The organism is Chitinivibrionales bacterium (assembly GCA_014728215.1).
In the GTDB taxonomy this organism is placed as follows: Bacteria; Fibrobacterota; Chitinivibrionia; order Chitinivibrionales; family WJKA01; genus WJKA01.
Genome location: WJLZ01000069.1, coordinates 1 through 25545 on the forward strand (window position 1 = coordinate 1; position 25545 = coordinate 25545).

General features: G+C 45.8%; 21 protein-coding genes. 7 read left to right on the forward strand and 14 right to left on the reverse strand.

Features of this window, described 5'->3' with window-relative positions; all coding sequences use genetic code 11:
* Both GF401_04755 and GF401_04760 read right to left on the reverse strand, forming a co-directional pair.
* On the reverse strand, window positions 1-258 hold a 258-nt coding region (locus GF401_04755), incomplete at its 3' end, for a hypothetical protein (GenBank protein ID MBD3344355.1).
* Between the two features lie 27 nt (window positions 259-285).
* Entirely contained in the window at window positions 286-1779 is a 1494-nt protein-coding gene (locus GF401_04760; GenBank protein ID MBD3344356.1) for an OmpA family protein, read from the reverse strand.
* A 476-nt stretch (window positions 1780-2255) separates the two neighbouring features.
* Between GF401_04760 and GF401_04765 the strand changes: the two genes are divergently transcribed.
* Window positions 2256-5543: a BamA/TamA family outer membrane protein gene (locus tag GF401_04765; GenBank protein ID MBD3344357.1), complete on the forward strand. Its 3288-nt coding sequence runs from the start codon at window positions 2256-2258 to the stop codon at window positions 5541-5543.
* A 102-nt stretch (window positions 5544-5645) separates the two neighbouring features.
* On the opposite strand, the gene GF401_04770 is transcribed toward GF401_04765, so the two are convergent.
* Window positions 5646-8045, reverse strand: a complete 2400-nt coding sequence (locus tag GF401_04770) for a TonB-dependent receptor plug domain-containing protein (protein MBD3344358.1) — start codon at window positions 8043-8045, stop codon at window positions 5646-5648.
* Window positions 8046-8471: 426 nt separating this feature from the next.
* Between GF401_04770 and GF401_04775 the strand changes: the two genes are divergently transcribed.
* The 3 genes from GF401_04775 (at window position 8472) to GF401_04785 (ending at window position 11375) form a co-directional block, all read left to right on the forward strand.
* The gene (locus GF401_04775; protein ID MBD3344359.1) at window positions 8472-8750 is read left to right on the forward strand and encodes a hypothetical protein; all 279 of its coding nucleotides are present in this window, start codon (window positions 8472-8474) and stop codon (window positions 8748-8750) included.
* Between the two features lie 95 nt (window positions 8751-8845).
* Window positions 8846-10018: a hypothetical protein gene (locus GF401_04780; GenBank protein ID MBD3344360.1), complete on the forward strand. Its 1173-nt coding sequence runs from the start codon at window positions 8846-8848 to the stop codon at window positions 10016-10018.
* Window positions 9990-11375, forward strand: coding sequence for a response regulator (locus tag GF401_04785; GenBank protein ID MBD3344361.1), 1386 nt, complete (start codon window positions 9990-9992; stop codon window positions 11373-11375). Before GF401_04780 ends, GF401_04785 begins: the two co-directional genes overlap by 29 nt.
* Window positions 11376-11493: 118 nt before the next feature.
* On the opposite strand, the gene GF401_04790 is transcribed toward GF401_04785, so the two are convergent.
* The 5 genes from GF401_04790 to GF401_04810 form a co-directional block, all read right to left on the reverse strand.
* On the reverse strand, window positions 11494-12039 hold the full coding sequence (locus tag GF401_04790; protein MBD3344362.1) for a flavodoxin family protein: 546 nt from the start codon (window positions 12037-12039) through the stop codon (window positions 11494-11496).
* Between the two features lie 12 nt (window positions 12040-12051).
* Window positions 12052-12618 carry a LemA family protein gene (locus GF401_04795; GenBank protein ID MBD3344363.1) on the reverse strand — a complete coding sequence of 189 codons (567 nt, stop codon included), beginning with the start codon at window positions 12616-12618 and terminating at the stop codon, window positions 12052-12054.
* Window positions 12619-12635: 17 nt separating this feature from the next.
* Complete coding sequence (locus GF401_04800) at window positions 12636-13352, reverse strand: hypothetical protein (protein ID MBD3344364.1); 717 nt, start codon at window positions 13350-13352, stop codon at window positions 12636-12638.
* A gap of 75 nt (window positions 13353-13427) precedes the next feature.
* Complete coding sequence (locus GF401_04805; protein ID MBD3344365.1) at window positions 13428-14249, reverse strand: hypothetical protein; 822 nt, start codon at window positions 14247-14249, stop codon at window positions 13428-13430.
* Between the two features lie 110 nt (window positions 14250-14359).
* A complete protein-coding gene (locus GF401_04810; GenBank protein ID MBD3344366.1) occupies window positions 14360-15253 on the reverse strand; it encodes a hypothetical protein in 894 nt (297 codons plus the stop codon).
* 67 nt (window positions 15254-15320) lie between these two features.
* On the opposite strand from GF401_04810, the gene GF401_04815 reads away from it, so the two are divergent.
* Together GF401_04815 and GF401_04820 are read left to right on the forward strand one after the other, a co-directional pair.
* Entirely contained in the window at window positions 15321-16370 is a 1050-nt protein-coding gene (locus GF401_04815) for a hypothetical protein (protein MBD3344367.1), read from the forward strand.
* Between the two features lie 42 nt (window positions 16371-16412).
* The gene (locus GF401_04820; protein MBD3344368.1) at window positions 16413-17756 is read left to right on the forward strand and encodes a response regulator; all 1344 of its coding nucleotides are present in this window, start codon (window positions 16413-16415) and stop codon (window positions 17754-17756) included.
* 82 nt (window positions 17757-17838) lie between these two features.
* Here the strand turns inward: GF401_04820 and GF401_04825 are convergent, their stop codons facing one another.
* From GF401_04825 to GF401_04850, 6 genes are all read right to left on the reverse strand, one after another.
* Window positions 17839-18570, reverse strand: coding sequence for a polysaccharide biosynthesis tyrosine autokinase (locus tag GF401_04825; protein ID MBD3344369.1), 732 nt, complete (start codon window positions 18568-18570; stop codon window positions 17839-17841).
* Window positions 18571-18576: 6 nt separating this feature from the next.
* Window positions 18577-20241, reverse strand: coding sequence for a hypothetical protein (locus tag GF401_04830; protein ID MBD3344370.1), 1665 nt, complete (start codon window positions 20239-20241; stop codon window positions 18577-18579).
* A gap of 23 nt (window positions 20242-20264) precedes the next feature.
* Window positions 20265-21017 (reverse strand): hypothetical protein, encoded by a 753-nt coding sequence (locus tag GF401_04835; GenBank protein ID MBD3344371.1) that lies wholly within the window; start codon window positions 21015-21017, stop codon window positions 20265-20267.
* 60 nt (window positions 21018-21077) lie between these two features.
* Complete coding sequence (locus tag GF401_04840; protein MBD3344372.1) at window positions 21078-22049, reverse strand: anti-sigma factor antagonist; 972 nt, start codon at window positions 22047-22049, stop codon at window positions 21078-21080.
* Window positions 22050-22124: 75 nt separating this feature from the next.
* Window positions 22125-22529, reverse strand: a complete 405-nt coding sequence (locus tag GF401_04845) for a hypothetical protein (protein MBD3344373.1) — start codon at window positions 22527-22529, stop codon at window positions 22125-22127.
* Window positions 22522-23805 carry a hypothetical protein gene (locus GF401_04850; GenBank protein ID MBD3344374.1) on the reverse strand — a complete coding sequence of 428 codons (1284 nt, stop codon included), beginning with the start codon at window positions 23803-23805 and terminating at the stop codon, window positions 22522-22524. The genes GF401_04845 and GF401_04850 overlap by 8 nt, the downstream gene beginning before the upstream one ends.
* Window positions 23806-24239: 434 nt before the next feature.
* On the opposite strand from GF401_04850, the gene GF401_04855 reads away from it, so the two are divergent.
* Window positions 24240-25481, forward strand: coding sequence for an FHA domain-containing protein (locus tag GF401_04855; protein ID MBD3344375.1), 1242 nt, complete (start codon window positions 24240-24242; stop codon window positions 25479-25481).
* Window positions 25482-25545 lie beyond the last annotated feature (64 nt).

Genomic DNA, 25545 nt, shown 5'->3' on the forward strand with positions numbered 1-25545 from the left:
CCAGTGCCCAAGGGCCCAGCGGTAAAAACCGGCATCAAAATGGATCTGGTTGACTCGGTAGAGAAGCGCGGGGTTGACCAGCCCCGAGGTATAATCGCCAAGATCCTGGTAAAAATCGGCCTGGAAATAGGGCGCATCATATCCACCGGTTCCAACGTAGGAAAACGCAGGACCGACACCTAAAAGGCTTACAAGGGAGTAACATGCTATAAAAACACCACACCGTTTTTTAGCAATACCAAGAGCTTTCACACCCACCTGACCTCGTTAAAAATGATCGTAAACTTATTTAATAGGAATTACTTCAACCCGTCTGTTTTCAGCGCGACCTTCAGCAGTCTCATTTGATGCTACAGGCTTTGTCTCGCCATATCCCCGGGCAATTATTCTATCTTCAGCAATACCTCGCATAACCAGATAATTTCTTACTGCCTTGGCTCGATCGACAGAAAGTGCCATATTGTATGAATCGCCACCTTCGGAATCGGTATGGCCGGCGATTTCTATTTTTATGTGGGGATATGCCTCGAGACTGTTATATACCGTCTCAAGAACATAATAGGATTCCTCAAGCAACTCCGCACTTGCCGTTTTAAAATTCACCCCTCGAAGAATAAGCTTCTGCCTGATCTCCTGCGGCTTTTCATCAGGACAGCCATCTTCGTCCTTATATTCATTAATGGTTTCCGGATTGTTGGGACAGCCGTCGGCAACATCAGGAATACCATCCTTATCATTATCCGTATCAGGACAGCCATCCATATCCTGGAAGCCGTCACGATCTTCAGGATCATTGGGACATTCATCCTCCGTATCGTAGATTCCATCTTTATCGTTATCATAATCGGGACATCCGTCTTCATCTTCAAACCCATCATTATCTTCGGCAACATCAGGACATTGATCGATATCATCAAGAATACCGTCACCATCCTTATCGGTACTCATAACAGCAACCATCTGTTTGGTTATCAGTCCGATATCAGAACCGTTTTCGCCTTTACCTTTACATATGCTTACAGGTTTGCAGAAATAGTTATATTGAGGGTGACCGGGAGAGATAAACAGTGGGTCCTTTGAAATATTTGTTTTATTAATGACAGCATCAGGATTAAAGGGCCTTCGGTTTCTATATATATCATTATATGTAATACGCGTTTTAGTGGCACCGGGCCCTACATACACCGCGTACTGCCTGTTTTCGTAAAAAATGTTATTTCTTATCAAAACCTCCGACCTGTGCGCGCAAAAAACGCCGCAATAGCCGTTTTCAATAATAACATTATGATTGATCGATGTCCGCGTTCCCCGCACACTTTCGAGGAAAATACCGGTCCACTCATTTCTGTAGATAATATTGTTGTTTATATCGGGAAGCGAAATAAGGGCATGAATTCCGGTTCCTTTATTATCGACGATCAGATTTCGCTCAATAATTGGCCGGGTATTTTTGCACAAGATACCGGTAGTTCCATTACGGATGGTAAATCCGGTTATCACCGCACCGTCAGCTCCTATGATACATGGAGCTCTTCGACTGCCGTCGATAACCGTTTTCTGCATGTCCTGCCCCATCAGCACGATATTGTCTGCGAGAGCAATGTTTTCACGATAAACCCCTTTCTTGACATATACAGTATCCCCCTCATCGGCTTCTCCTATGGCCGCGTAGATCGTAGGGAAATCATGGGGAACGACAATTTTTCTGCCGGCGAACACCAAGCCCGCTGTGCAGAAAAAGAGAACGGCAGCTAACCGGACGATTCTTTTTCTCACCATAGTATTACTCGTCAATTGGGATTTGTTGCACTGAGACAATGTCAGTTGATCGTTTAAAATAGAAAATCTCCTCAACCCTTGGCCTCTTATATAAGATCAAAATACTTCCGTTATAAGAGGCAGTCAAGAGAATAAACAAGAGAAAGTCAAAGTCACACTTACTTTGTCGTATATATCTATTATAAAATTTGCAGGCGGCAGTGCAAGCATTTTTTTATTTTTTTTATACCCGCCGTATCTTCCTCTTGATCTTTTTTAACTATAATGATACTCATTTTTAATTTTTTTTATACTTCATGTAATATATAATGTTATATACAATAAGGTATAGATCGATGAACACTTGTTGTCATATTGTATCTTACAAAAAATATTCTTGTGCGCTTAAACGAATTAATACTACATGAAAACAGGATAGATAATTTCTGCATAAGTGTAGAAAATTTTAGTACTTACTAACAATATATAACAGGGTTATGAAAAAAACAGCATTTATCTTCTCACTGGTGTTTCTTCTGTGTTCTTTGTCGTTCGGCTTTGGAAAAAACAAGGTACAATATGAAAATCTTGAGTGGCGTTATTCAACAACGCCCCATTTTCAAATTTATCATCACCAAAACCAGGGTGATATTCCAAAGATCTCTGCATACTGGATAGAAAAAGCATATGCACAATTAAGTAAAGATTTCGGGTTCAAGCATCGGAAACCGGTGCCGCTTATCATTTACAACAGCCCGAATCGTTTTAAATCAACGAACATTATCATGGAGATCCTTCCCGAGGGCGTGGGTGGTTTTACCGAGTTGTTTAAAAACAGAATTGTGGTTCCCTTCACCGGTTCCTACGAAGATTACCGCCATGTGTTACATCACGAGCTGGTTCATGCGTTTCAATACGGCATAATATACGATCAATTCGGCAGCTCCCTGGTTCGTTCATCCAGCCTTCAGATGCCGCTCTGGTTTGCCGAAGGAACTGCGGAATATCTTTCGAGCGGCTGGAATGTGGAGTCGGATATGTTTCTGATGGACCGGGCTATCAACAGCTCGATCCCCATGCCCGGCTATCAGATGGGTGGCTACATGGCTTATAAAGGGGGACAATCCTTTTTCCATTTTCTTGAAGCAACCCGGGGCAAGGAAAATTTTTCGGGGTTTCTGAAAGCTTTTCGGGATTCCAAAAATGTCGAATTAAGTCTTGAAAACATATTTCACAAATCAATTGAAGAACTCGGTAAAGAATGGCGCCAACAGTTACGGCGCATCTACTGGCCTGAAATCGGTCGCCGGGACAATCCTAAACATACGGCACGAGCCCTGACATCGACCAAAAAAACAAAAAGCAACTTCAATCTTAAACCGCGTCTCTCTCCCGATGGAACAAAAATCGCCTACTTTTCCGACAAACGAGATTACACGCGCATTATTGTAACCGATCTCAAAGGGAAAACAATCACCGAAATCAGCCAGTATGGTTACGGCGGATACTTTGAATCGTTTCATCCCTTCCGGAGCGGAATGAGCTGGTCGCCCGAAAGCGACCGCATCGCCTTTGTCTCGGGCCGTAAAGGCAAAGACGAAATCCGCATTATAAATATCTATGACAAAAGTAACGTAAGGGTTCTCTCACCCGATTTTTCACTTATCAGTTCTCCCGACTGGTCACCTTCCGGAGAATCGATTGTTTTCATCGGCCTGCGCCAAGATCGCAGTGACCTGTTTCTCTACAACCTCGAGTCGGATTCTCTCACCCGCCTGACTTCGACAATCGCCTATGAGTCAAATCCTCGATTTTCCCCAGACGGCAAAGGGATTATCTACAGTGCTCAGGATTCAACAGGCCTTATCTATCGCAATCGTGACAGCCGGTTCAGACCGGTCCATTCGCTCTATCATTTCGATATCGCAACACAGAAAACGAGAAAGTTAACACATGCAAAATATAATGCTACCAATCCATCTTTCTCTCCCGACGGCGAGCATATACTGTATATCTCCGATAAAAACGGCATTAATAATATGTATATTGCCCCCTTTGCTACCCCCGACAGTGGCCGGCCCATCACTGACTTTATCGGCGGGTGCCTCGACCCCGACTGGGCCCGGAACGATAAGACGATTGCTTTTTGCCTGTTTCAGAAGCAGGGATGGCATATCTGGGTTATGAAAAAACCCCTGGAAAAGAGAAAAGACAGCTCACTAACACTCACCTGGTGGGCTCAGTGCCTTCAGGATACGACACTCGATTTCTTTGACCGGAGAACCGCGATCAAAGATTCCACTCACCGAGCCGACAGTATTGCGACGACAAAAGAGCTGACCGACAGCACCTCAGATAGCACCACCGCCACCACCATTCTCGCATCATCGGACATAATTGTCGAAAAAGAAACTCCTCCCGCTCCTGAGGATTCGTCGACAACAACCGATACAACCGTTACAGGCATCGAAAACGATTCTTCGGAATCATCGGCACCAACAGAAATTGCCGAAGCCAGTGTGGAGCAGGATTCACTTACCGACACTTCGAAAACTGCCGATTCCTCGGAAACAGAAGAACAATTTTCATTTGAAGACATGGATTCGGAACCCTATCGGTTGAAATTTTCTCCCGATATGGTGTCGGTTGGTCTTGCCGTAAATTCGGTGTATGGATACGGCGGGGCAGGCCAGATTGTTCTCAGTGATGTCATGGGAAATCATCGAATAACGCTTGCCGGTGATGTGCAGGGGAAGATTGACGAGTATGCCCATGTTTTCGCGTCCTATCTCAACCTCGAACATCGCCTCGATTTCGGTGTTGGTGGTTTTTTCAACCGGGATTATACATACAGTGGCATTCTTGCCCCCGAAGAAAATGATTCCGCCCAAACATCTTCCGACTCACTTGTTATCGTATCGGAGCTTTATTACCACGACACCAAAGCCGGTGGTCTTCTCCATCTTTCTTATCCCTTTTCGATGTTTTCGCGGATCAGTTTTAATTCCTATATCTCCTATATCCAGCGCCAGCGGTATCGTCTGCATAACTTTTCATTGGAGAAAGAAAGTACCAGCCCCGAATCATTTTATATTATTCTTCCTTCATTATCCGCCACGTTCGACAATATTGTCTGGGGTATCACCGGCCCGGTAAACGGAACCCGCGCCGAGGCACGGCTCGTGACATCACCGCCTCTGGATATAGTCGACCGAACCTTTATTTCATTCGATTTTGATTTCAGGAAATACTTTCATTTTGCCAGGAAATTCGTTCTTGCCACCAAGTTTGCCGCGGGTGCATCGTTCCCGCTGGACAAAAATCGTCCTGCACGGCAGTTTTTCCTTGGCGGCAACGAGTACTGGCTGTTCTTTGATCCGCCAAACCGGGAAAACTATGAAGCCAATATCAACAACATTTTCTATTCGGAGTTCGTCGTACCTTTCCGTGGATGGAACTACCTTGATATTACCGGCCCCCGTTTCGCCGTTGCAAATGTAGAATTCCGCTTTCCCTTTGTGAGAGAATTTTCTCTGGCCTGGCCTCTGCCGATTGCGTTCCGGTATATAAACGGCGCAGTATTTGCCGATGTCGGAAATGCATGGAGCAAAGGAGATGAACACGATCTTTTTCCCCTGCCCCAGGATATCTACGGCGGTATCGGTTTTGGGCTGCGGGCAAATTTAGGCATGTTCATTCTCCGGTTCGACCGCGCCTGGAAAACCGACTGGCGGACATATGTCAAGAGTCCCAAATCCTACATTTCTCTTGGAGCAGAATTTTAGGGTTTGAGTAAGTATACACCGGCGCCCCTCTTAAGTAGCGGAGCATGGCCCTTCAGGACATGCTCCATGGATATCTTGCATCAACGGTGACTGCCGGACAGTTTAGAAATCAAGTTTGAATCCCCCCACCGGCATTATTCCCTGTCCCTTAAACTGCTTGATTTCACCCTCGGGAAACCTGTCTCCCAGAGAATAATATTCCGCAACAATATCTTTCTGGTTCAGCACATTCTTAATTTCGAAATATGAAGTAATGTTGCCCCACCTGAAATACCAGGTAGCATCATACCGCAAAGCAAGCTTTGTTCTCATCGGTCTCCGCTTTGAATTCCAGCCATCAGCAAAATCATAAACCGTCTCTCCACTCAGGAACGACACCTCCTGATCAATTGGTGTATAAGGCCGTCCTTCCGAAAAATCAAATCTCATCGAGAGGCGATGGTTTTTATTGAAATTGCTGCCCAGAATCAGGCTTGCACAGTTACGAAGATTTTCATCCGACACGTACCATTCATTGTTTTCATACTCCTGAAGCGAATTATAGAAGGTGTACGAAAACTGATAATACAAATTGTCAAGCTTCTTTTTATGAATATAAAGCTCGAACCCGTAGGCTTTCTTTTCACTGTACCGGTCGGGCTTGATTACAATTTGTCGCATCCCTTTGCCGGGAGCATTTGCTGGCGATACTATCCTGTAAAGAGGCTCTTTGTCGTATAGTTTGTAATAAAATTCTGATCCCAGAACAACATAGTCGGACAGCTGCTTCTCATAACCGAATACCCCCTGCATATTTCTCTGCAGATCAACATCCCACAATTGAACATCATTGGTGAGTTGATCGGTAGTGATATGAACCAGATATGCGGGAAACTGATAATAAAGACCACTGCTGATCGAAAAAGTGCCGACCTTTCCAAAATCGAGTGCGACGCCACCGCGTGGAGAAATTCCATGTTTTTCGGAGAGCGTAAAATAGTCATCACGAATACCACAATGGACCTTTACCGGACCGGCATACATCGTATAACCGGCATGGCCGCCGATCCGGTAATTATTATTTTTAGCCTCAAGATCGACGTGTTGAGCGCTTGTAAACAAGACCGGAGCTCCCGCAACAGTCGTATCGATCATATGTTTATAATAGTCGTAGGATAAATCTCCCGCCGTATCGGCAAAAACAAAGTATTCTTCATTGACAACGCCGTTTTTGAATTCTTCCTTTTCGACAACAAACCCTGTGCTGAAGACATCCCTGGTGCGTATAAACAATGAATAATCATCCTTGAGCTGAAATCGGGTTCGTAAATTTTTCCATTCCCAGAGCATTATGCTGTCATGCATGGTTCCGGTCTCTTCGAATTTCTGATACTCCCCGGAAAAAAGAAGCTTGTTCTCGTAGATTCCATGCCGATTTCTCCATTCGATTCCACCAATCGCATGATATCCTTCACTGGTAATATGTTCAGCATCATCCTCTTCGGTTACCTCAATGATTTCATGACCTGCGAGAAGGTTTGTCGTTAATTTATTGTTTTTATCGACATTCCATGCTACTTTGAGCTGGCCATTCTGGTATTGGGGAACTCCACCAAAATCCATGAAGAGCTGCATAATATCCAGAAAGCTGACCCGCATGTTGAGCATGTAGGACGATTTTCCTTTAGCTATAGGACCTTCAAGAAATATGCCAGCCCCTGCCATATTGAGATCGAATTGATATTTCTGATGCTCCATGGAACCATCCCGGAAATGGATATCAGTCACTGATGAAAGCTTGGGAGGATAGCGTGTCGGCACTCCCCCTGCATAGAAATCCATGGTTCGGAGAAAATCGACATGAAGTTTTGTAATGGCGCCACCCGAACCGAATGCAGTTCCCCAATGGCTGAGGTTATTCGCCTCGATGCCGTCAATAAGAAAAATGTTTTCATCATCCCTGCCCCCACGAACCAGAAACCGATTGAATCCGTAATCGGTACCCGATACGACCGAGGGAAGTGTCTGGAGGATCAGATTCGGATCCTGAGATGATCCGGGCGAAAGAAGGACCTCATCCCGCGAAAGCTTCTGCACCGAATTAAACTGGCCTGATGACTTTGTCATGACTCGCCGCCCCCTGACGGTCACTTTATCCAGATTGACGGTCAGGTCCTCTTTCCGGATCTCAAAAACAATCCTGTCATTCTCACCGGATTTCACCGTTATACTGGGGAATATCCGCAGCTCATGCTTATCGGAATTAACCTCTATATCACAATGCCCAACCGGTACTCCATCAAACTGAAAAGTACCCGCACTGTCGGTGGTATCAGCATATCCCATAGTTATAATTTTCACCACAGCGCCTTCAACCGGCCGGCGAGTCCGGTTATCCAGGACAACCCCCTTGAGGTTCCCCGAAACAGCAGGCAGTGATTTTTTTTCAGCCGTAACCGGAAGAATTAAAACGAATATCAAAACTCCGATTGCCGAATAAATACCATCAATTTTTTTTATCATAGCTCCGCCTCCATTAAAAAACTCCTTAATAATCTTTTAATCTTTTAATTTGTTCTCCCTAATGCAACCGATATGCCATGCAATCCAGAAACCAAATCCCTGCGAATCCGTCTATGTATGATGAAAATTTGGTTGCCGCCTGTGGTAACTTCCGCTGCATTCATATCGAATTGATATATATGGCTGATATATAATCACTAATTATTTTTAATTTAAATCCGCGTGAAGAAAAAAAATGGCGCTGGAGAAGTTTTGGAGATAATTATCTATAAATGCGGCAATTCTGTTTTGGTGGCATGAGCTTTGATTATCATTATGCCGTCACACAACCATCACGATACCTTGCACAGCATGGAACACGAAAAAATTGGTAAATAAAATACCTGCCATTATTTTAACTTGCGATATCGATCCAAGGAGTCCACAATGTTCAAGCTCACGATAACCGTTAGTGGAACATCACCAGAAAGCCCTTTTGCCCCTGCCTTGCAGGACATTAATGGAGCCATCGAGAGGGCGTCACAATCCACAGGCACGTCACCAAAGCAAAAGACCGTCTATATCAGCAAAAAAGAACAGGTAGTGTATTTGCGCACCGAAACAGAAAAACTCCGCAAAACAGCTGAAATTCTGGAGGATGCAGTCGACAGTCTGGAAGACAAAGCCGGCAGCCTGGGCCCCGCATCTGGGGACACCGAAAGATAACGAAGATTATCATTTTGCACGAAGAATAGAAAGACAATCGCCTGTGTTTTACACCATGGCCAAATTATTAACACCTGTTATGTTGCCGGAGAATTATGTTTAAAAAACTCGAACTCGAATGGAAAATATTTATCCTTGCCTTCGTGCTCTTTGTCGCTATCGCCTTGCCGCTCCAGCGCCTCTTTGTATCTCGTTTGACAAGCACGCTCGAGCAGAGTATCGACCATGATCTTGAGCCGCTGCTCCGTTCAGGACTTACGCATATGGAAGGAGCGGAACGAGATAGTATTGTTGCGTGCCTGGAACGACACCGCCAATGGAAAGCTCTGATTCCCATAATCATCAATGAGCAACGGCGCAGTATTTTCGGGTTTTCTGTTGCCCTGCTTTTAGGACTCTCCTTTTTTGCATTCTGGACACTGAAACGCCTGACCCGGCCCTTGAAAAATCTTGCCGGAACTGTCGAACAAATCGGTAAAGGTATGTACGCCGACGTTGTCCCCGCCTCGGGAGGTGCTTTGGGAACGGTGGAACACGCCGTCGTAACACTTCAGGAAGAACTCGGTATTCTCAGAGAAAAAGCACGAATACAGGGAATGGAGCGGGCATGGCAGGACATTGCCCGGGTAATGGCTCACGAAATCAAAAATCCGCTCACGCCCATACGCCTGTCACTCGACCGAATTGAAGAACGGGTTGCCGAAGGGGAAAATCTGGCGCCCGAAACCATTAATAAATTCCTAACCCGGATAAACAATCAGCTCGATGTATTGGAACGGCTGGTCAACCAGTTCAGGAGCTTTTCCCGGGAACCTGAAGTCCACTTGAAAAAAGTAGCTCTTCACGATGCAATAAGCAGTGTTTCGGGAGATTTGGCCCAAAAGATAACGACCGATTTGCAGGGAACGGCAACAATCGATGCCGACCCTTATCTTTTGAATCAAATACTTCTGAATATCTGGAAAAATTCTCTTGAAGCTGGCGCCAAAAAAATTATTGCCCATATTCACACTCAGGGCCCAAAAATACGACTCTCAATTCGTGATAACGGACCGGGAGTTAAAAATGAAGACCGGGAACGAATATGGCTTCCCTATGTGAGCCTGAAAAAAGGGGGCACCGGCCTCGGCCTGCCGGTCGTAAAAAGACTTATCGAAACAATGGGCGGCACGGTTTCCATAGAATCAGATACCACAGAAAACAATCAGCATTTAACGGTAAACATAGATTTTCCTCAGGATGTTTTTGGAGAAACACAATATGAATGAGAATAACATAATGAAAATTTTGGTTGTTGATGACGAAGAACCGATCCGTGAGAGCTTGCAGGAGATTCTGGAAGAAGAGGGATATGAGGTATATTCCACCGAAACGATCCAGGCTGCAACAGACTGTGTAAAAAAGGGGATCGATCTTGCTATAGTCGACATAAAACTCGGTGATGAAAACGGCATCGACCTTCTGAAGCTTCTCAAAATCGAGCGGCCACAGATGCCGGTGATAATGATATCCGGTCACGGCACTGTTGCATTAACGGCGCAGGCATTCAAGCTGGGAGCTCATGAGTTCATGGAAAAACCGCTCCGGCTGATACAGGTAAAAGCATGCGTGCGCAATGCGCTTGATGCCGTACGTCTCAAACATAAAGTATCCCAACAAAGCAGACAGCATCTTCCCCAGCCGGTATATGCCGCCCCGGCCATGAAAGAGCTGTACCGTCAGGTAGACAAGCTCGCAGGCATTGCCGAACCGGTTGTAATAATGGGCCCCTCGGGTTCAGGAAAAGAGCTGGTTGCCCGGGCACTTCACTACGAAGGAACACGGGCAGACGGTCCTTTTGTCGCTACCAATGCAGCATCCATGTCGGTAACGCTTGCCGAAGATGAGCTTTTTGGTCACGAAAAAGGAGCTTTCACCGGCGCGCATGCCCGACGGACAGGCTGCATCGAACAGGCAAACGGCGGCACGCTCTTTTTAGATGAAATCGCCGACATGGATCTTCAAATACAGGCAAAGCTTCTCAGGGTATTGGAAAGTGGACAGTTTTCCCGTCTCGGAAGCACTCGTTCGGTGTTTGTGAACGTGCGCATCGTCGCAGCAACCCATAAAGATCTCGATACACTGGTCCAGCAGGGACTTTTCAGACACGATCTCTGGTACCGCCTCTGCGCATTTATCCTCAGAACACCATCACTTGACAAAAGAAGGGATGACATCCCGCTCCTGGCCGAAGCACTGCTTAAGACTGTCTGTACCGATATGCAGCTCGACCGCTCATTTTCTGAAAGTGCTCTATCCGCTTTATCACAGAGAAAGTATACCGGCAACATCCGGGAATTAAAGCATATCGTTACCCGTGCGGCGGTTTTCTCGGAGAGTCCGGTCATTGATGAACAGGTGATAGAATCGGTGGCGGCAGTACAAAGATCATCAGCAGACAACCATTCCAATTCACTTAAAGATTATACTTCGCTCGATTATAAAACGGCCCGTGAAAAATTCGAAAAAGATTATTTCGGTGAAGTACTTAAAAAGCACGACGGCAATATAACCGCAACCGCGGCATCAATCGGCATGGCGCAATCTAATTTGTCCAGAAAACTGAAAGAACTGGGGTTGCGTTGACGTGTTACCGGGTTAGTGCGTTAAAGCGTTAATGCTGCTGAGATATATGAAGCGCCTCTCAACGTTTCATTCTCTCCCTTCTCTTTGTGTGCTTTGGGGTGAGTTCCGTGGGAAGAACTCACTTTGCCGGCTCAACAGCCCGGGCGGCAAGATATTTACATTTGCTTTCCAGGTTCTGCCGTCGTGCAAGCACCATATCGACAACATCGAATCCAGTGGTTAGAAGGGGTTTGATCAGTGAGGCGCCGCATTCGGGTGCGCCGCCGCCTCCGCCGCCGGCAACGCAGATTCCGATCGCTTTCTTTCCGGCGAATTTTGTTGTGCCCTTTTCATTTGTGGAGATCCGGCGCAGACGGTCGGTAAGGGCCCGGAGACTTTCACTCAGATCGCCCCAGTAAACCGGGGTGGCAAAGAGCACGAGATCCGCCTCTGCAATAGCATCAATGATCTGATGAATATCATCATCGATACAGCACCGTCCCTCAAACCGGCACGTACCCCATCCCTGGTTGTCACACTGGCGGCACCGCTCGATTTTCATCGAGGGGAGCATAAAAATATCGACCGAGCTCGCTTCTTTCGCCGCACTTTGACAAAAGGCATTAACCGCCTGCGCGGTCCGACCCTGCGGATTCCGACTTCCCACAACGGCAACTGTTTTCATACGTCCTCTCTTTTAGAACTTGACCTTAGGAGATTCCTTTGCCCCTTCATCCGCCTTGAACAGCGCGGCGCGTTCATAGCCGGCGGCAAAAAAGGTATAAGGGATTCTCCGTATGGTGCTGTTGAATGTTCGCGCCGCTTCGTTATAGCGCCGCCGTTCCACGCCGATCCGGTTTTCGGTTCCGGCAAGCTCATCCTGCAACGCGAGAAAATTGGTGTTTGCCTTCAGATCGGGATACCGTTCTACAACAACAAGGAGTCGTGAGAGCGCCGAGGTTAACTGGTTGTTCGCCTGAATTTTTTCTGCCGGCGTATTAGCTCCGGCTACGCTCGCCCGCGCTCTGGTAACCGCAGTCAACACTTCCTCTTCATGAGACGCATAGCCTTTGACTGTCTCCACCAGATTGGGTATGAGATCCATCCTCCTCTGGAGCTGCGTTTCCACATTGGCCCACTGGGTCTTAACATTTTCATCAAGATCCACCAGGCGGTTGTGTATACCGATATAGCCGCGAATAAGAATAAATCCCACCACGACAATAATGCCGATAATAATAAGTAAAACATTTCTTCCCTTCATACTGCAATCTCCTCTATTTAAAATTTTTCATCGATTATAGCCGTGAGTTGTTTAATTGCCTGTGCATACTCGGGAAACACTGCCGCCATCTTGCTTTTATCTCCCGACTGAAATGTCTGCAGGGTTTTTGTTAACGGTTCTTTTTCGAGGCTATAGGCTTTGTCAATCGCAGCGAACAGCGACAAGCGGTCCCTGGGGACATCCTCGCCCTTTAAATGGAGCATAGCCCGGAAAGATGCAGCAAAATCGTGTATGGAAATTCCCAGAAGGTCTTTTATTTTCCCCGACTTATTCCGGACTTCCAGCCAGTCCTGCATCAAGTGGAGCTGCTTTCCTTTCAATTCTCTTTCTATTTGCAACCTGAGATCTTCGTCTTTAATTGTCAATCCAGCGAGAACATCCTCACCAAACAAAACTTCATAACACCCCCGCATATTGAGAAATTCAACAGGAAAGGAATCCAGAGAGCGGGAGATATACTCTTTATCCATAAACAATGGCCGGGTGAATCGCTTTTTCATCCATTTTTCCTGAATAGCCCCGGACTTTTCAAGTTGCTGCAATGTTGCCTTATTCAGGATAATCAAAAGATTGATATCCGATGATTTTGGATCAAAATCACCCCCGGCAGCACTGCCGAAAAGAATAACCGAAACCAGCTTATCACGATAACAGCTTTTGTATTCATCAGCCGCCTCACGGGCCAATGCTTTCGGATCTTTTATTTCTTTCATGAAAAACTCCCGGGTTTATTAATGATACTGGTCAATGGATCCACCATCCTTATATCTTATCTTTCACTTTCGCCTCTAAAAACCTCTTGTCGCTCCGCCACCGCCGCTCATGCCGCCACCGAAACCGCCACCAAAACCGCCACCGCCGAATCCACCACCAAAACCGCCGTGGCTTCTTCTTCCGCCGCCCAGGAGGCCCGATAGAAGCATCCCCATCAGAATGCCCCGGCCGAAAGGAGTTCCGATAAGAAACATTCCGGCAATCAGCATCAAAATAAGCTTCCCCAGCGACAGGCCCCGCGACGATTGCGGCACCGGCCTCTGTGCAACACGATACTGTTGCGGCATAGTGAGTGAAATATTCTTTTCTTCGGCGATAACCTGCGCCAGCGCTGCTGACACCGTTATGAATCCCTGCGAGTAATCACCCTGCTTGAACAGGGGAACCCCGTACGTATCCAGAATCCTTCCGGCCTTGGCATCGTTGATATACCCCTCGGCACCATAGCCGACTTCGATACGCACTTTGCGAGGATCAAGCGAAAGAAAAACCAATGCTCCTTCATCCTTGCCCTTCGCACCGATTCCCCAGGATTCATACAGTTTGTTTGTATAGTCTTCGATCCAAGTCTCATCCACATCGAGCGTTGGAACGGTTGCTACAACGAGAGCAAAACCGGCCTGATCCCACAGAGCCTGGGCAATAGAAGATATTTTTTGTTCGGTGCCGGCATCGATAACGTTTGCGTAATCGGCGACCGGGCCGGAAGGTTTATTGGGAAATTTCTGCGCAAAAAGAACAGAGAAAGATAATAATAGCAGTAGTATAAATTTCAAATTTTTCATATGCAATACTATTTCCAGCGCCGAATTGATACATTTGATACCAACCGGCATATAAAAAGGTCAGTTAAGTACAGTAGGCATAAAGGCATGCTTTTTTCACATTTGTTTCAGAATCCGACTACAAAATATAATAGGGACAGAGGCAACCGGAAAAACAATATCTAAAAATCCTCATTCCCCTCCGGGGTTGTCGAGATACCGTCGGGAAGGATCATGCCGGTTTGTGCCTGCGGAACCGTTACCATTCCGTTGTTCGGATCAATCTGGGTGCCCTCAGGCATACTCAAAGTCACCGAACCATCGGGCTGAATATCGATTCCCGGGCCGCAGTACGGGGCCATATCTCCCTGTGCGGGATCGATATCGATAATTCCCTGTTCGGGCATATACTCTGTTCCGGGAGGCGTATCGATTGCCATGCCACCCTCGGGAGCGATATGGTATGGCTCCGGAAGATACGAATCTGCACCTTCGGGGGTAAACTGCATGTATCCCTGATCAGGCATGAATTCCGCGCCCTCGGGCATAGGGAATTCCATACCGCCGTCAGGAGTAAAATGCATGCCGTCGGGATTAATGTGATAATCCGGGTGTACTGCCCAGTCGGTATGCTCGTTGGGAACCGACAAATGGCCATCTTCGAATTTGATGTCTTCGGGAAGGTGATAGACGACACTGCCTTCAGGGTGAATTTCAACATCGGGCGGCACGGCCCAGTTGGCCTGCTCGGGCGGCGGCGACATGTGTCCCGTTGACGGATCATACTGATGTTCGTGGGGCAGATCTATCTGCATGCTGCCGTCGCACCCCGGATGAATTTCCGGCGGTGTAAAATGATCGGCCATATGCGGCGGAACCTCCAGCGTGCCGGTCTCAGGATTAAAGGTTACATCCGGCGGAAGCGTTGTGACCAGGTTGCCGTCTGGAGTGGTATGCATCTCCGGTGGAAGAACCATATCGGTTACCGGCTGCGAGACATGAAGAACACCTGCTTCCGGATCCATATTCATCCCTTCGGGAATTGTATAAACCAGTGAACCGTCATCCTGGATCATTACATTCGGGTCGCTGTGGCTCGCCGATGAAAACCGGATTCACAACCCATTCGATGACCTGCGCGCCATGCTTGACGGAGTGAATAAGGGTGGAAAAGATGTCTATGTTTCATCGGCAAAATCATATTTGAAATCCGGTTCCGCCGAGACGCATATCGAAGAATACCTCCGCCGGTACCGCCAGGGCTCGCTTGCCGTCTACCGTCTTTACGATGAAGAATCCGAGTTGGGGCTTTTCATGATGGAGTCGAAAAAAGAGAACCTGCTTTCCGGGCTGTCGAATATCTTTGCACAGCGCGACCTGGCCCTGGCGCGCACCGAAGAACGTCTGAGCCGACTCGGATATAAAGACAAGCTCGAAACAACAATCATGAACGGTATCACTGCATATTATCAGCTTTTAGAAGCCCAGAATCAACGAATGATCAAAAGGCACAGCCTTGAGACTGCGAAAAAATCGCTGACTATCATGGAAAAACTGGTTGCCGGTAAATTCGAGAACGAAGAAAAGCTTTTTCACTGTAAATCGCAGGTGCTCGAAAAGGAGAATGAACTCTTTTCCATAGAGAGCGATTATATTCAAAAATCGGCAGAACTGCTCGAATTCATCAATGAAATCGAGGGCGGGAGGCATATTGCTCTGGAAAAGGCACCTATCGAGCCACGGCCGATTCTTGGTAATATCGATATCGCCGCAATCCGCACGGAAACACTTGCGAAGCGGTTCGATTATCTCAGCGCAGAGGCGTCGTTGAAAAAAGCCGAGGTCAACCTGGCAATGCAAAAAAGCAATTCACTGCCCGACCTGGATCTTAAAGGTAATTATTACATGTATGGCACCTCGCCCGATTTCAATGAGACATTTTCGAAAATGGAATTGAATTACAAACAGTACAATTCCAGCAAGGATGCTTTTAAGCTAGCGCAGCGGAATTTCGATGAAGCTACCAAACTGTACGAAAAAGGTTTCATGCTTTTAAACAAATACCTCGACCATCAGAACAACCGGGAAATTGCCGAGTTCAGAATGCTGAAAAGCCGCATTCAGTATACAATCAATCATTATAAATTTTTAAAAGCCCGTGGGATTCTCCTGGAATCGTTCGGGCAGAAATAGCTGCTCTGGCATTTTGTATCGAACATATTATAATTTCAGGTAATGAAACTTTTACTTGTTGAAGACAATGATGGCCTCCGGGAGCAGATGAAATGGGCGCTCAATGATGAATACGACATCCTTGAAGCGGATTCATCATCTGCCTGCATGGAGGTTTTCAATTCCCATTCTCCCCGAATAGTCTGTCTGGACCTGGGGCTTGATAATATTCCCGAAAAGGGTCTTGAACTTATCGACCCTCTTCTGACCAAAGACCGCCGGGTAAAAATTATTATAATCACAGCCCACACCGGCAAAGAATTCGGTCCCCTGGCAATCAGCAAGGGAGCATTTGATTATTTACGTAAACCGATTGATATTAATGAACTCAAGGTGTTGTTAAACCGGGCAAAACGCCATATAGAAATGGAAAACCCGGAAAAGGAAGTTTCTTCAGATGCCATGGAAACCGGTCCTGATTTTGAAATGGTTGGTGAATGTGGGGCAATGAAAAAAATATTTGCTACCATTAAGAAGCTTTCCCGCGCCGAAGTCAATGTTCTTATCACCGGAGAAAGCGGTACCGGCAAGGAATTATGTGCCCGGGCGATTCATTTTCACAGTCCCCGTAACGAACAGCCATTTGTTCCCATCAATTGCGGCGCCATACCGGAGACTCTTCTGGAATCAGAGCTGTTCGGCTATGCGCGTGGAGCATTTACCGGTGCAAACACCGACAAAAAGGGACTTATCGAATCGGCAAACAATGGAACGCTCTTTCTGGATGAAATCGCCGATATGGCCAAACATCTTCAGGTTAAGCTGCTTCGCTTTCTCGAAGACTATACTTTTCAGCGTCTGGGTGATACCGAATTACGGAAGAGTAATATCCGGATTATCGCTGCAACAAATAAGAAGGATTTCGGTGACAATGAAGAAGCTATGCGGAGTGATCTTTACTACCGGCTGAGTGAATTCGAGATTAATCTTCCACCGTTGAATAAACGGGGTCACGACGTTATCATTCTTGCCCGCCGGGCAATAGAAAAATACCGAGTCAAATTCGAGCTTCCGAAGCTCAGAATCAGTAAACGGGCGGAAAAAATACTGGCGAACTACAACTGGCCGGGCAATGTGCGGGAGCTTGATAATAAACTCAGTCGCGCGGCCCTTACATGTGTTAATCAGACAATTGAACCCGAAGATCTTCAATTGCCGGTCGAATCAATCAACAATCTCACATTAAAAGAGGCCAGGAACTTTTTTGAAAAAGATTTCATTCTCAATGCGCTTCGCAAAACAAGCTATAACATTGCTGTCGCTGCTAAAAATCTCGGCATCAGCCGGCCAACATTATATGATCTGATAAAAAAACACGAGATAGCAATCAAGGGACAAGAATTATGAAAGAATCGAAACAGCGCGCTTGCCGGTTTAGAAGAAGAAATCAGTCCCTTTCCGGCACCAGGTTTATGGCAATACGCATAATTCAATATTTATAATTCGAATATTTGTAATACTGTATCTTTCTGTCGACCAAAGCCTGATTAAGAACAATACCGATTATTTTTTGCTTGATCACCGGGAATTCATCAATTTTTTTGTTAAGATCGATAATGTTGGTTTCCCCGGCTTTGGCAATAATTACATATTTTGAAAAAAGCTCATGCATCACTACAGCATCGGTAACCGCGCCCAGAGGTGGCGAATCGAAAATGATAACATCAAAATGCTCCGACAATAATCGCTTGAGTTCTCTGAATCTTTTCGAGGTCAGTAATTCGGATGGATTGGGTACATTTTGTCCCGATGAAATTACTGTAAGATTAGGCACATGCGTTTTTTGAAACAACACTGCCATAGTTTCCTTATTAACGGAAACATCGGATGAAAGATAATCCGACAATCCCATGCTTTTATTCAATACGAATAAATTATGCAGAACGCCTCTTCGTATATCACCATCGATAAGGACTGTCTTCAAATCCTGCTGTGCTATAGTAATCGCCACATTGGATGATAACGTGGATTTCCCAACTTCCATATCCAGACTGGTGAATATCACACTCTTGTCTTCACATTCATGAAGAGCGAGTGTAATCTTAGTCCGGAGGGAACGGAATATTTCATTAATATAATCGGGAGTATAGCTTGCCGTGATGAGGTTACTATCGATCTCCCGCTTTCTTTTTGCTGACGTAGATATGAGTTTATTTTTCATAATATATCACGCTTTTTGATGAGGGTGTTTTTCAGGTTCAATTACCGGAATACATTCCAGCACTGTCATATCGGTCATCTTTTTCAACTCGAATTCAGTTCGTGCCGTTTTGTCGACCATGTCGACCAGAATAGCAGGACCGAATGCAACTGCGCATCCAACACCCAGCCCTATGCCGATAAATTTGAGGACCATCAATAGTTTGCCCGGAGGAATTGGTGGAACGGCATAGTCCATGACAAAAACATCGGCGACTTCAGCAGCATCGGCTACTTTGGCTTCATTATACCGCGTGAGAATTTCTGAATACAGTTCAGAATCGATAGATTGCTTGCTTTGCAGCTCGGCCAGTTGTCGTTCTTTTCCCGGAAGGCTTTGAAGGCGTCCTGAGAGGTGGCGGGCATTCTGTCTTTTTCTCTGTATTTCACTTTGAACATCACTGATATACTTATTGAGCGCCTGAAATGCCTGCTCTCCAATGCCGGCGATTTGCTGTCGTTTTTCCTGCAACACCGGATGAGTCCGTGCATAATTCTGCGTTAATTCTTCCCGTTCCGCCTGCAACTGACTCAATTTTGAGCGGAGAACTGTTGCCTGAGTGTTATTCCGTGTTGAGAGAAAAAGAAGTATTTCATTAACTGCCTGGAGCCTGCCATCACCTGTCGATCCGGTATAATATGACTGAAGCCGCTGGGCTTCTCTTAAATCCATATTACCGGCGGCATTATTTGCTTCGAGTTCCATAAGCTCGGCAACAGTCTGCTGCGCCCCCATATCAAGCCCGACCCGTGGATTGGTGGACAAGTACTCCCTCACTTTGCCTTCGGAAACTGCAAGCTGTTCGCTCGCACGAGCCAACTGTTTCTTTAAAACCCGCAAAGCCTCCTTGGTCCGGCGCTTCCTGATACTGAGATTCTGTTCCACATAAATATTTGCAATTGTGTTGACAATTGTGGTAATCAATGTATAATCATGACCCTCGAGAGTTATAGAAATATGATCCCGTCCTCTCCGCGGATCAGGCCCCTCCACCTCCATCATGCCAAGGACATAATCCACTGTTCTTCGTGTTGAGGAGACAAAAAATTCGAGATTGCCGGGCTCTTTCAGGAATTCCTGGGAAAAACGGATGTACATGCCCGGAAGTTTCACTTCCTTCAATGCAGCAAGCGGACCGCTCTGGATCGCTTTGTCCTTTATACCCAGTTTCTCGTTTGTATAAAAAATACGGAACTTTTCATCACCATCATCAGTGTTGATCCAGAGACGATACTTCCCCATAGCGGCAGTTGTATCGGCATAACAGGAATCGAAAACTTCCGACCGTTCCTCATCTTTCACCCGAAGGCGGAGTGAAAGCTTATCGACCACGAGCCGCAGAAAACTCCGGCTACTGAGCAATTCTACTTTGCTGCTGTTCATTTCATAAAATTCTTCAACCGGACTGTAGGCAGCAGGATTATCCATTCCGATAAGAACAGTAACCGGCAGTTCGGGTTTTAAGGGAAGAAATGCAAAAACGGCTATTGTAGCGACGAGCGCAACGGGCGGTCCTACAGAAACGATATACCATTTCCACCGCCATAACAGGTCGAGGTAGTGCCTGACATAATAGCCGACATCAAGTTCTTTCAACGACGTTTGCTGGGGTCTTCGTATTGGTTGTTGCATAATTCACCTTCTTTTTTAGCCTACTAACTACCATTATCATATTCTCTATAGAGAAGTATGGTTGTAATTGTCGCTGTACTTGCCGTTATTGCAAAGCTCAATACAGGAAGAATATCACGCACGAAAATGTCCCATCCACGAGTAACCGGCCGGGGTGTTACGCTAATCTGGTCTCCCGACTTGAAACCGATATCGCGAAGTGATTCTCCCGATTGATAATAGGGTATAACATTCTCCTTGTAAACTTTACCGTCCCGTTCCCATCTCGACTTCTCGATACCGTCCTCCCGTAACGTTCCGCCGCCCATATGGAAGAGATTCCACATGCTTGCGCGGGGGTCGACATAATAAAGACCGGGAGTATGAAACCCTCCCAGAACGCTCGCGCGAATCAGCGGCCTCACCTGAATGTTGGGATAGCGAAGATAATCGATATAGGCATCTTCGAGCATCTTCTGTACCTGAATTTCTGCTTTCCCCGTAATATCCATCAATCCTATAACCGGTAAATCGACACACCCATTGCCGTCAATAACATAGGTACCATTGATAAACAATCCGGTATCAGGATATACCAAAACCTGAATTGCATCACCGGGCTGAAAAAGGGGATAGTGCCTGCACCGGCCGGATACTCCCTGTTGAGCCGTTCCGGCGGTGGTATCAGGATTCTGGGAGAATACACTGAAACATATGCACAAAACAAAACAGATCGTTGGTACAGTACGCTTTCCGTAAAGATTGTCTGCTTTCATAACAACACTCCTCAGTTCCATTGGTGAACAGGTATTCGATACGTGAATAAAAGCCCGGATAATCCGGTAAAGAACCTTGTCTTAACATGACCGGTAAAATCGTTTTTGCCGGTCTAACGAATGCAGATTCATTTCACGAAGTAAAAAATATAATTTAATCAATCCGATTTTACATCCTCCATACTGTTTTGTCATCAGCAGCTTTCGCACCTCGCCTGTTTTCATGGGGCCGTTATCGGCAATAATCCTTTTGCACCGTTCGTAAATCGACATATCCGCCGGATCATCCTGAGAACCTACATTGACAGATGCACCCGGGGCCGATTGGACATGCTTTGCCTGCTTCTGTTTTACAAAACGAAGGCTTTCCGCTACAGTAGTATGTGCCGGAAGGATCTTATCAAACTGGAGCAACTTGAAAGTGGAGGCGACATCGCCTTTCATTGCGCACAAAACCAGCAGCCCTCCCCCTGCAGTTTCAAGACGCTTATTTTCCGCTGCGATAATGCCCCATCCGGCACTGCTGAGATATTCGAGCCTACTCATGTCGAGTATTATCGACAAATATCCTTTAGTATAGAGCGATTCAAAGGCTTTTTTCAGATGTCTCGAGTTACTCTGATCGATATGCCCTCCCAAACGGACCGAACAGACCGGTATCTCCTGATCGACAACCCAGAAGACAGCGGCCATCTCATTGGTCGATACAAGCAAATCGCCTCCGGGAGAAGAAACTGCCTCTGCCGGCCCTCCGGTACCTTTCTGCGAAGCGGTAACGGCGGTAGCTCCAACCGGCTGCAATTTCGGCTTTACTGTCGCTTGCCCCTTTGAGGGATTGGCTATTTCAGCACTTCCAAACTCGCCCGAGGTATCCTCTGTCAAAGCCTCTTCAAGCGTTACCCACTTTCCCTTAATCAGCACTCGGCCCTGTTCGACATGATCGGCAACAAGCGTCCTTTTCTGCACAAGGTCCTTATGAAAAACCCATTGCCCCTTTTCATTCAGAACCATGCCTCGAAGGACTTTTTTGTGTATTTCGGCAAGCTTATTCATAACCAGTATTTTCGAGTTTGCATCGTCTTGATTAATTAAATTGAATTTCCAGTCCCGATTATTCCCACTGTAGAGTTATTTTTTCTCTACCATCAACGTGTCGAATCGCTGAGCCATATTCCATCGCATCTCAAGCGTTTCATTCGACAATTTACGTATTGCCTGCGAGCTTCTGCTAAGCTTGGCGTCAACCTGGCGGATTTTGTAATATCCCAATGCGCTCGCCGCCCCCAGGGCGAGTAAATTAAGAATCAACAAAATATAGACAAGCGCACCAGCTCCACCGGTTTTAACCTTCAGTTTCTTTGCCACTTCCGATGCCCCGATTTTCTCAAGCTGTATTGCTGCATATGCACATTCATTGGAATCGGGGAAATTATTGACAATATCTTTGTATATAATACAGGCTTCTCCAACTCTATTCTGCTCATAATGCAAACTATAAGCTTTTGAGTATAGTTCGAGAGGTGATTCAGCCATTGTCTTTCTTTTCTCCTTTCTCCAAATTCTTCTTGGAGAGAAACACTGTAGATGCTATATCATTTTTTGTCTGCGCTTTTTTAGATCGCCCCGGAGGAGAGGCCGACAAATTAATAATTATATCGTCGGATGCCTTGATGATCACCGGTTTATCTTCATCGGATTTTTCTTTATCCCTGTTCTTGTCACCGCGAGCGCGGTCAAGATCGCTCTGGGGTATGTATGAGGTGACCTCCGTATCCTTCGGTGGTTGTAGTGAACCCTTCAATTCAACGGTATCGGAAATTGAACGGATAATCTGCGTTTGAGTAGGATCGTCTTTTTCGGAATTGACAATAATTTCATTTGAATCTTGAGCTTTTTGGGATTCTTTATGTTTCCTGAGTTCCTTTTGCCGGATAAAATCGGTTCTTGTCAAATCCTCTACGGGTACGCCTCGTGTCTGTTCCGGGGCACCCTCTCCAGACACCGGCGAATTGATAACAACCTCATCATCTTCTCCAACCGCGATCGATTGCTCTTTATGGATGGCGGTCGTTCTTGCCTCCCCCCGCGCAAAAGATACGGATTCAGATGATGCATACGGCCCATTTTTAATATGGTTCTGAAGGATATCAGCAATTTTGCCTGCTTCATCAAGAGATTTTCGATATTCCTCGATACGAGCGAACATTCCCGTATACAGGTTTTTCATTTCGCAATTCATACAATTCCAGGCATCTTCAAAGGCATTTTTCACCTGTACCAGAGCGACCGTCCGTTTCCGGGTGTGACCGCAGAAGACGGGATAATTGACACTTCGACACGCACCTCTCTGTGTGGTATATCTTTCTTTCGCAACTAGTTCGTCTAATATACCACCATCTTTTGCCGGACCCAATTCTACCCAGGGAGTTTCTTTAAGGTCCCACGCATCCTTGATAAATGCATTAATTTGAAGTAATTCCCGTTCATTAAGATAAAGTACCTTAACAACAATAATATCCCGACACTCAATAAGATAATTAGATTCGGTAATTTCTTTATCAGGATTATTCATTTTCGATTGAATAATCGAGGCAATCAGGTCGCCGGGAAGAGATACGCTATAATTCAGAGCATATATCTCTTTCACCGAATGAAAGATTTCGACCATCTCCTTTGCATACATTTCGAATCGGGATTTCAGCGATGAATAATTGTTTTCAATTGAATTCAGCGTTTCGATAGCAAGCCCCAGAGAGTCCAGCTGCTTAGGGCTAACGCCGTATTTGTCGAAAACTGCCCTTTCATTCATATATTCACTCCTTTTGCCGTTTTACGTAGTGCCGATTTTTATGCCGAACAGCAAATATCACGGCATGTGATAGGATGCCGGTTGCTTTCATATACAATTAGTATACAATATGCATCGTTCAATATACAGCAGGGATGATCAAAATATGTATAGTATTATACCAGATATTATTGTATAATACTTACACTCCTTCAGCATTGAAAAAAGTTGCAAAATCCATGCCATGCTGTTCGAGGCATAATTGTTGCATAATCAATTTTACTCGACAGGAAAAATCTGTACAGAATTCATCCTGATTAAAGGTATGAGAAAAAATTTTTATTTCCATATCTTATTTTATTGCGGGCGAGTATGACAATCCTTTATAAATAGCTTGCTTATCGGGCCAACCCATAACATAATTTTATTTAAAAGAGCCCAGAGAGAGTGATTGAATGGCGATTCTGATATTACAACGCGATAATAAAAAAGTTGGCGCCTATGTTATGGACAAGACCATAGTTACCATCGGCCGCGGCCATGATAATACTATTTCCATTGCAAATGAAAGCGTATCACGCCACCATTGCAGGATTGAAAAAACTGATGAAGGATACGCGATTACCGATCTTGGCTCACTTAATGGAACATATGTCAATGATAAGCAGATTAAACGTTCTCCCCTTACCTTTGGTGACAAAATCCAGATCAGTACCTACTCGCTTGTTTTTAAAAAGGATGAAGAAAATGAGCAGGAAGGAACTGCTGAAGAAAAATCCCCGGAAAATGATTCACCAGCCCTCCGGGAGCGGGAAGCTTCGGGTTCCAGCAAATCTGTCGCGGATCCGCTTGAGCATGTCAAATCGTTTTCCGGTTCTCCCGAAGAAGCACCTTTCCATCACGGAGGAGATAACGATTTCTCGATTAAAAGCGAACTTCTCAGCTCAGAGCTGCTTCTGGTAAACATAAGCATCCAGGGATCTGTCGACCAGGAAAATACCAAAGAACTAAAACGGGTTTTTGAAGGTCTTTTCAGAGACGGAACGTTCAATGTTCTTATCGATTTGAGCAGAGTGACCTCAATCGGCAGCACAGGATGGGGTATCCTGGTAAATCAACTGAAAAAGGCTAAAGACGACCGCCGGATAATTGTTCTGGCTGATATGTCCCCGAAAATCGAAGAGCAATTTGAGCTTTTGGCACTCGATAATCTTTTTGATTGTTACCCCAGTGTGAATGAAGCCCTGACAGACCTTCATCAAAAACTCTTTGCCGCTGCCCCACGGGAGAAACCAACCCTCATGGCACCTCCCAAAACTGAAACAATAGGGGAAGCAGCTTTTGTATCGCCTCTTGCTGAAGAGCCCCACTCGATTGAAGAGGAAGCGCAAAAAGAATCTACTGAAGAACCTGACCGGGAACCGACAGATGATCTTCAGTCTCAGTCGGTATCGCCGCAACAATCCGTCGAAACCGCACCGAAAGAAGAGATCGATAAGCAAAACCTTCCGGTGCATGATAAAATTAAAATGATTATCCTCGAAAACCCCTTTTTCGAAGACAAAGAGATCAGATTACGTCTTGCTTCGCCTGAGTATGGGAAAGTAAAAATCGGCAGGTTAAAATTCAGATCAATGCTCAAGACCATGAACCTGGAAACACGGGAAAAGCGATACCAGTATTTCAAAATGATGTAAAGCAGGTTATTCAGCCTTTTCTCCCCTTACTGGTATACTCTCTTTCAAAAAACTATTTTAAATC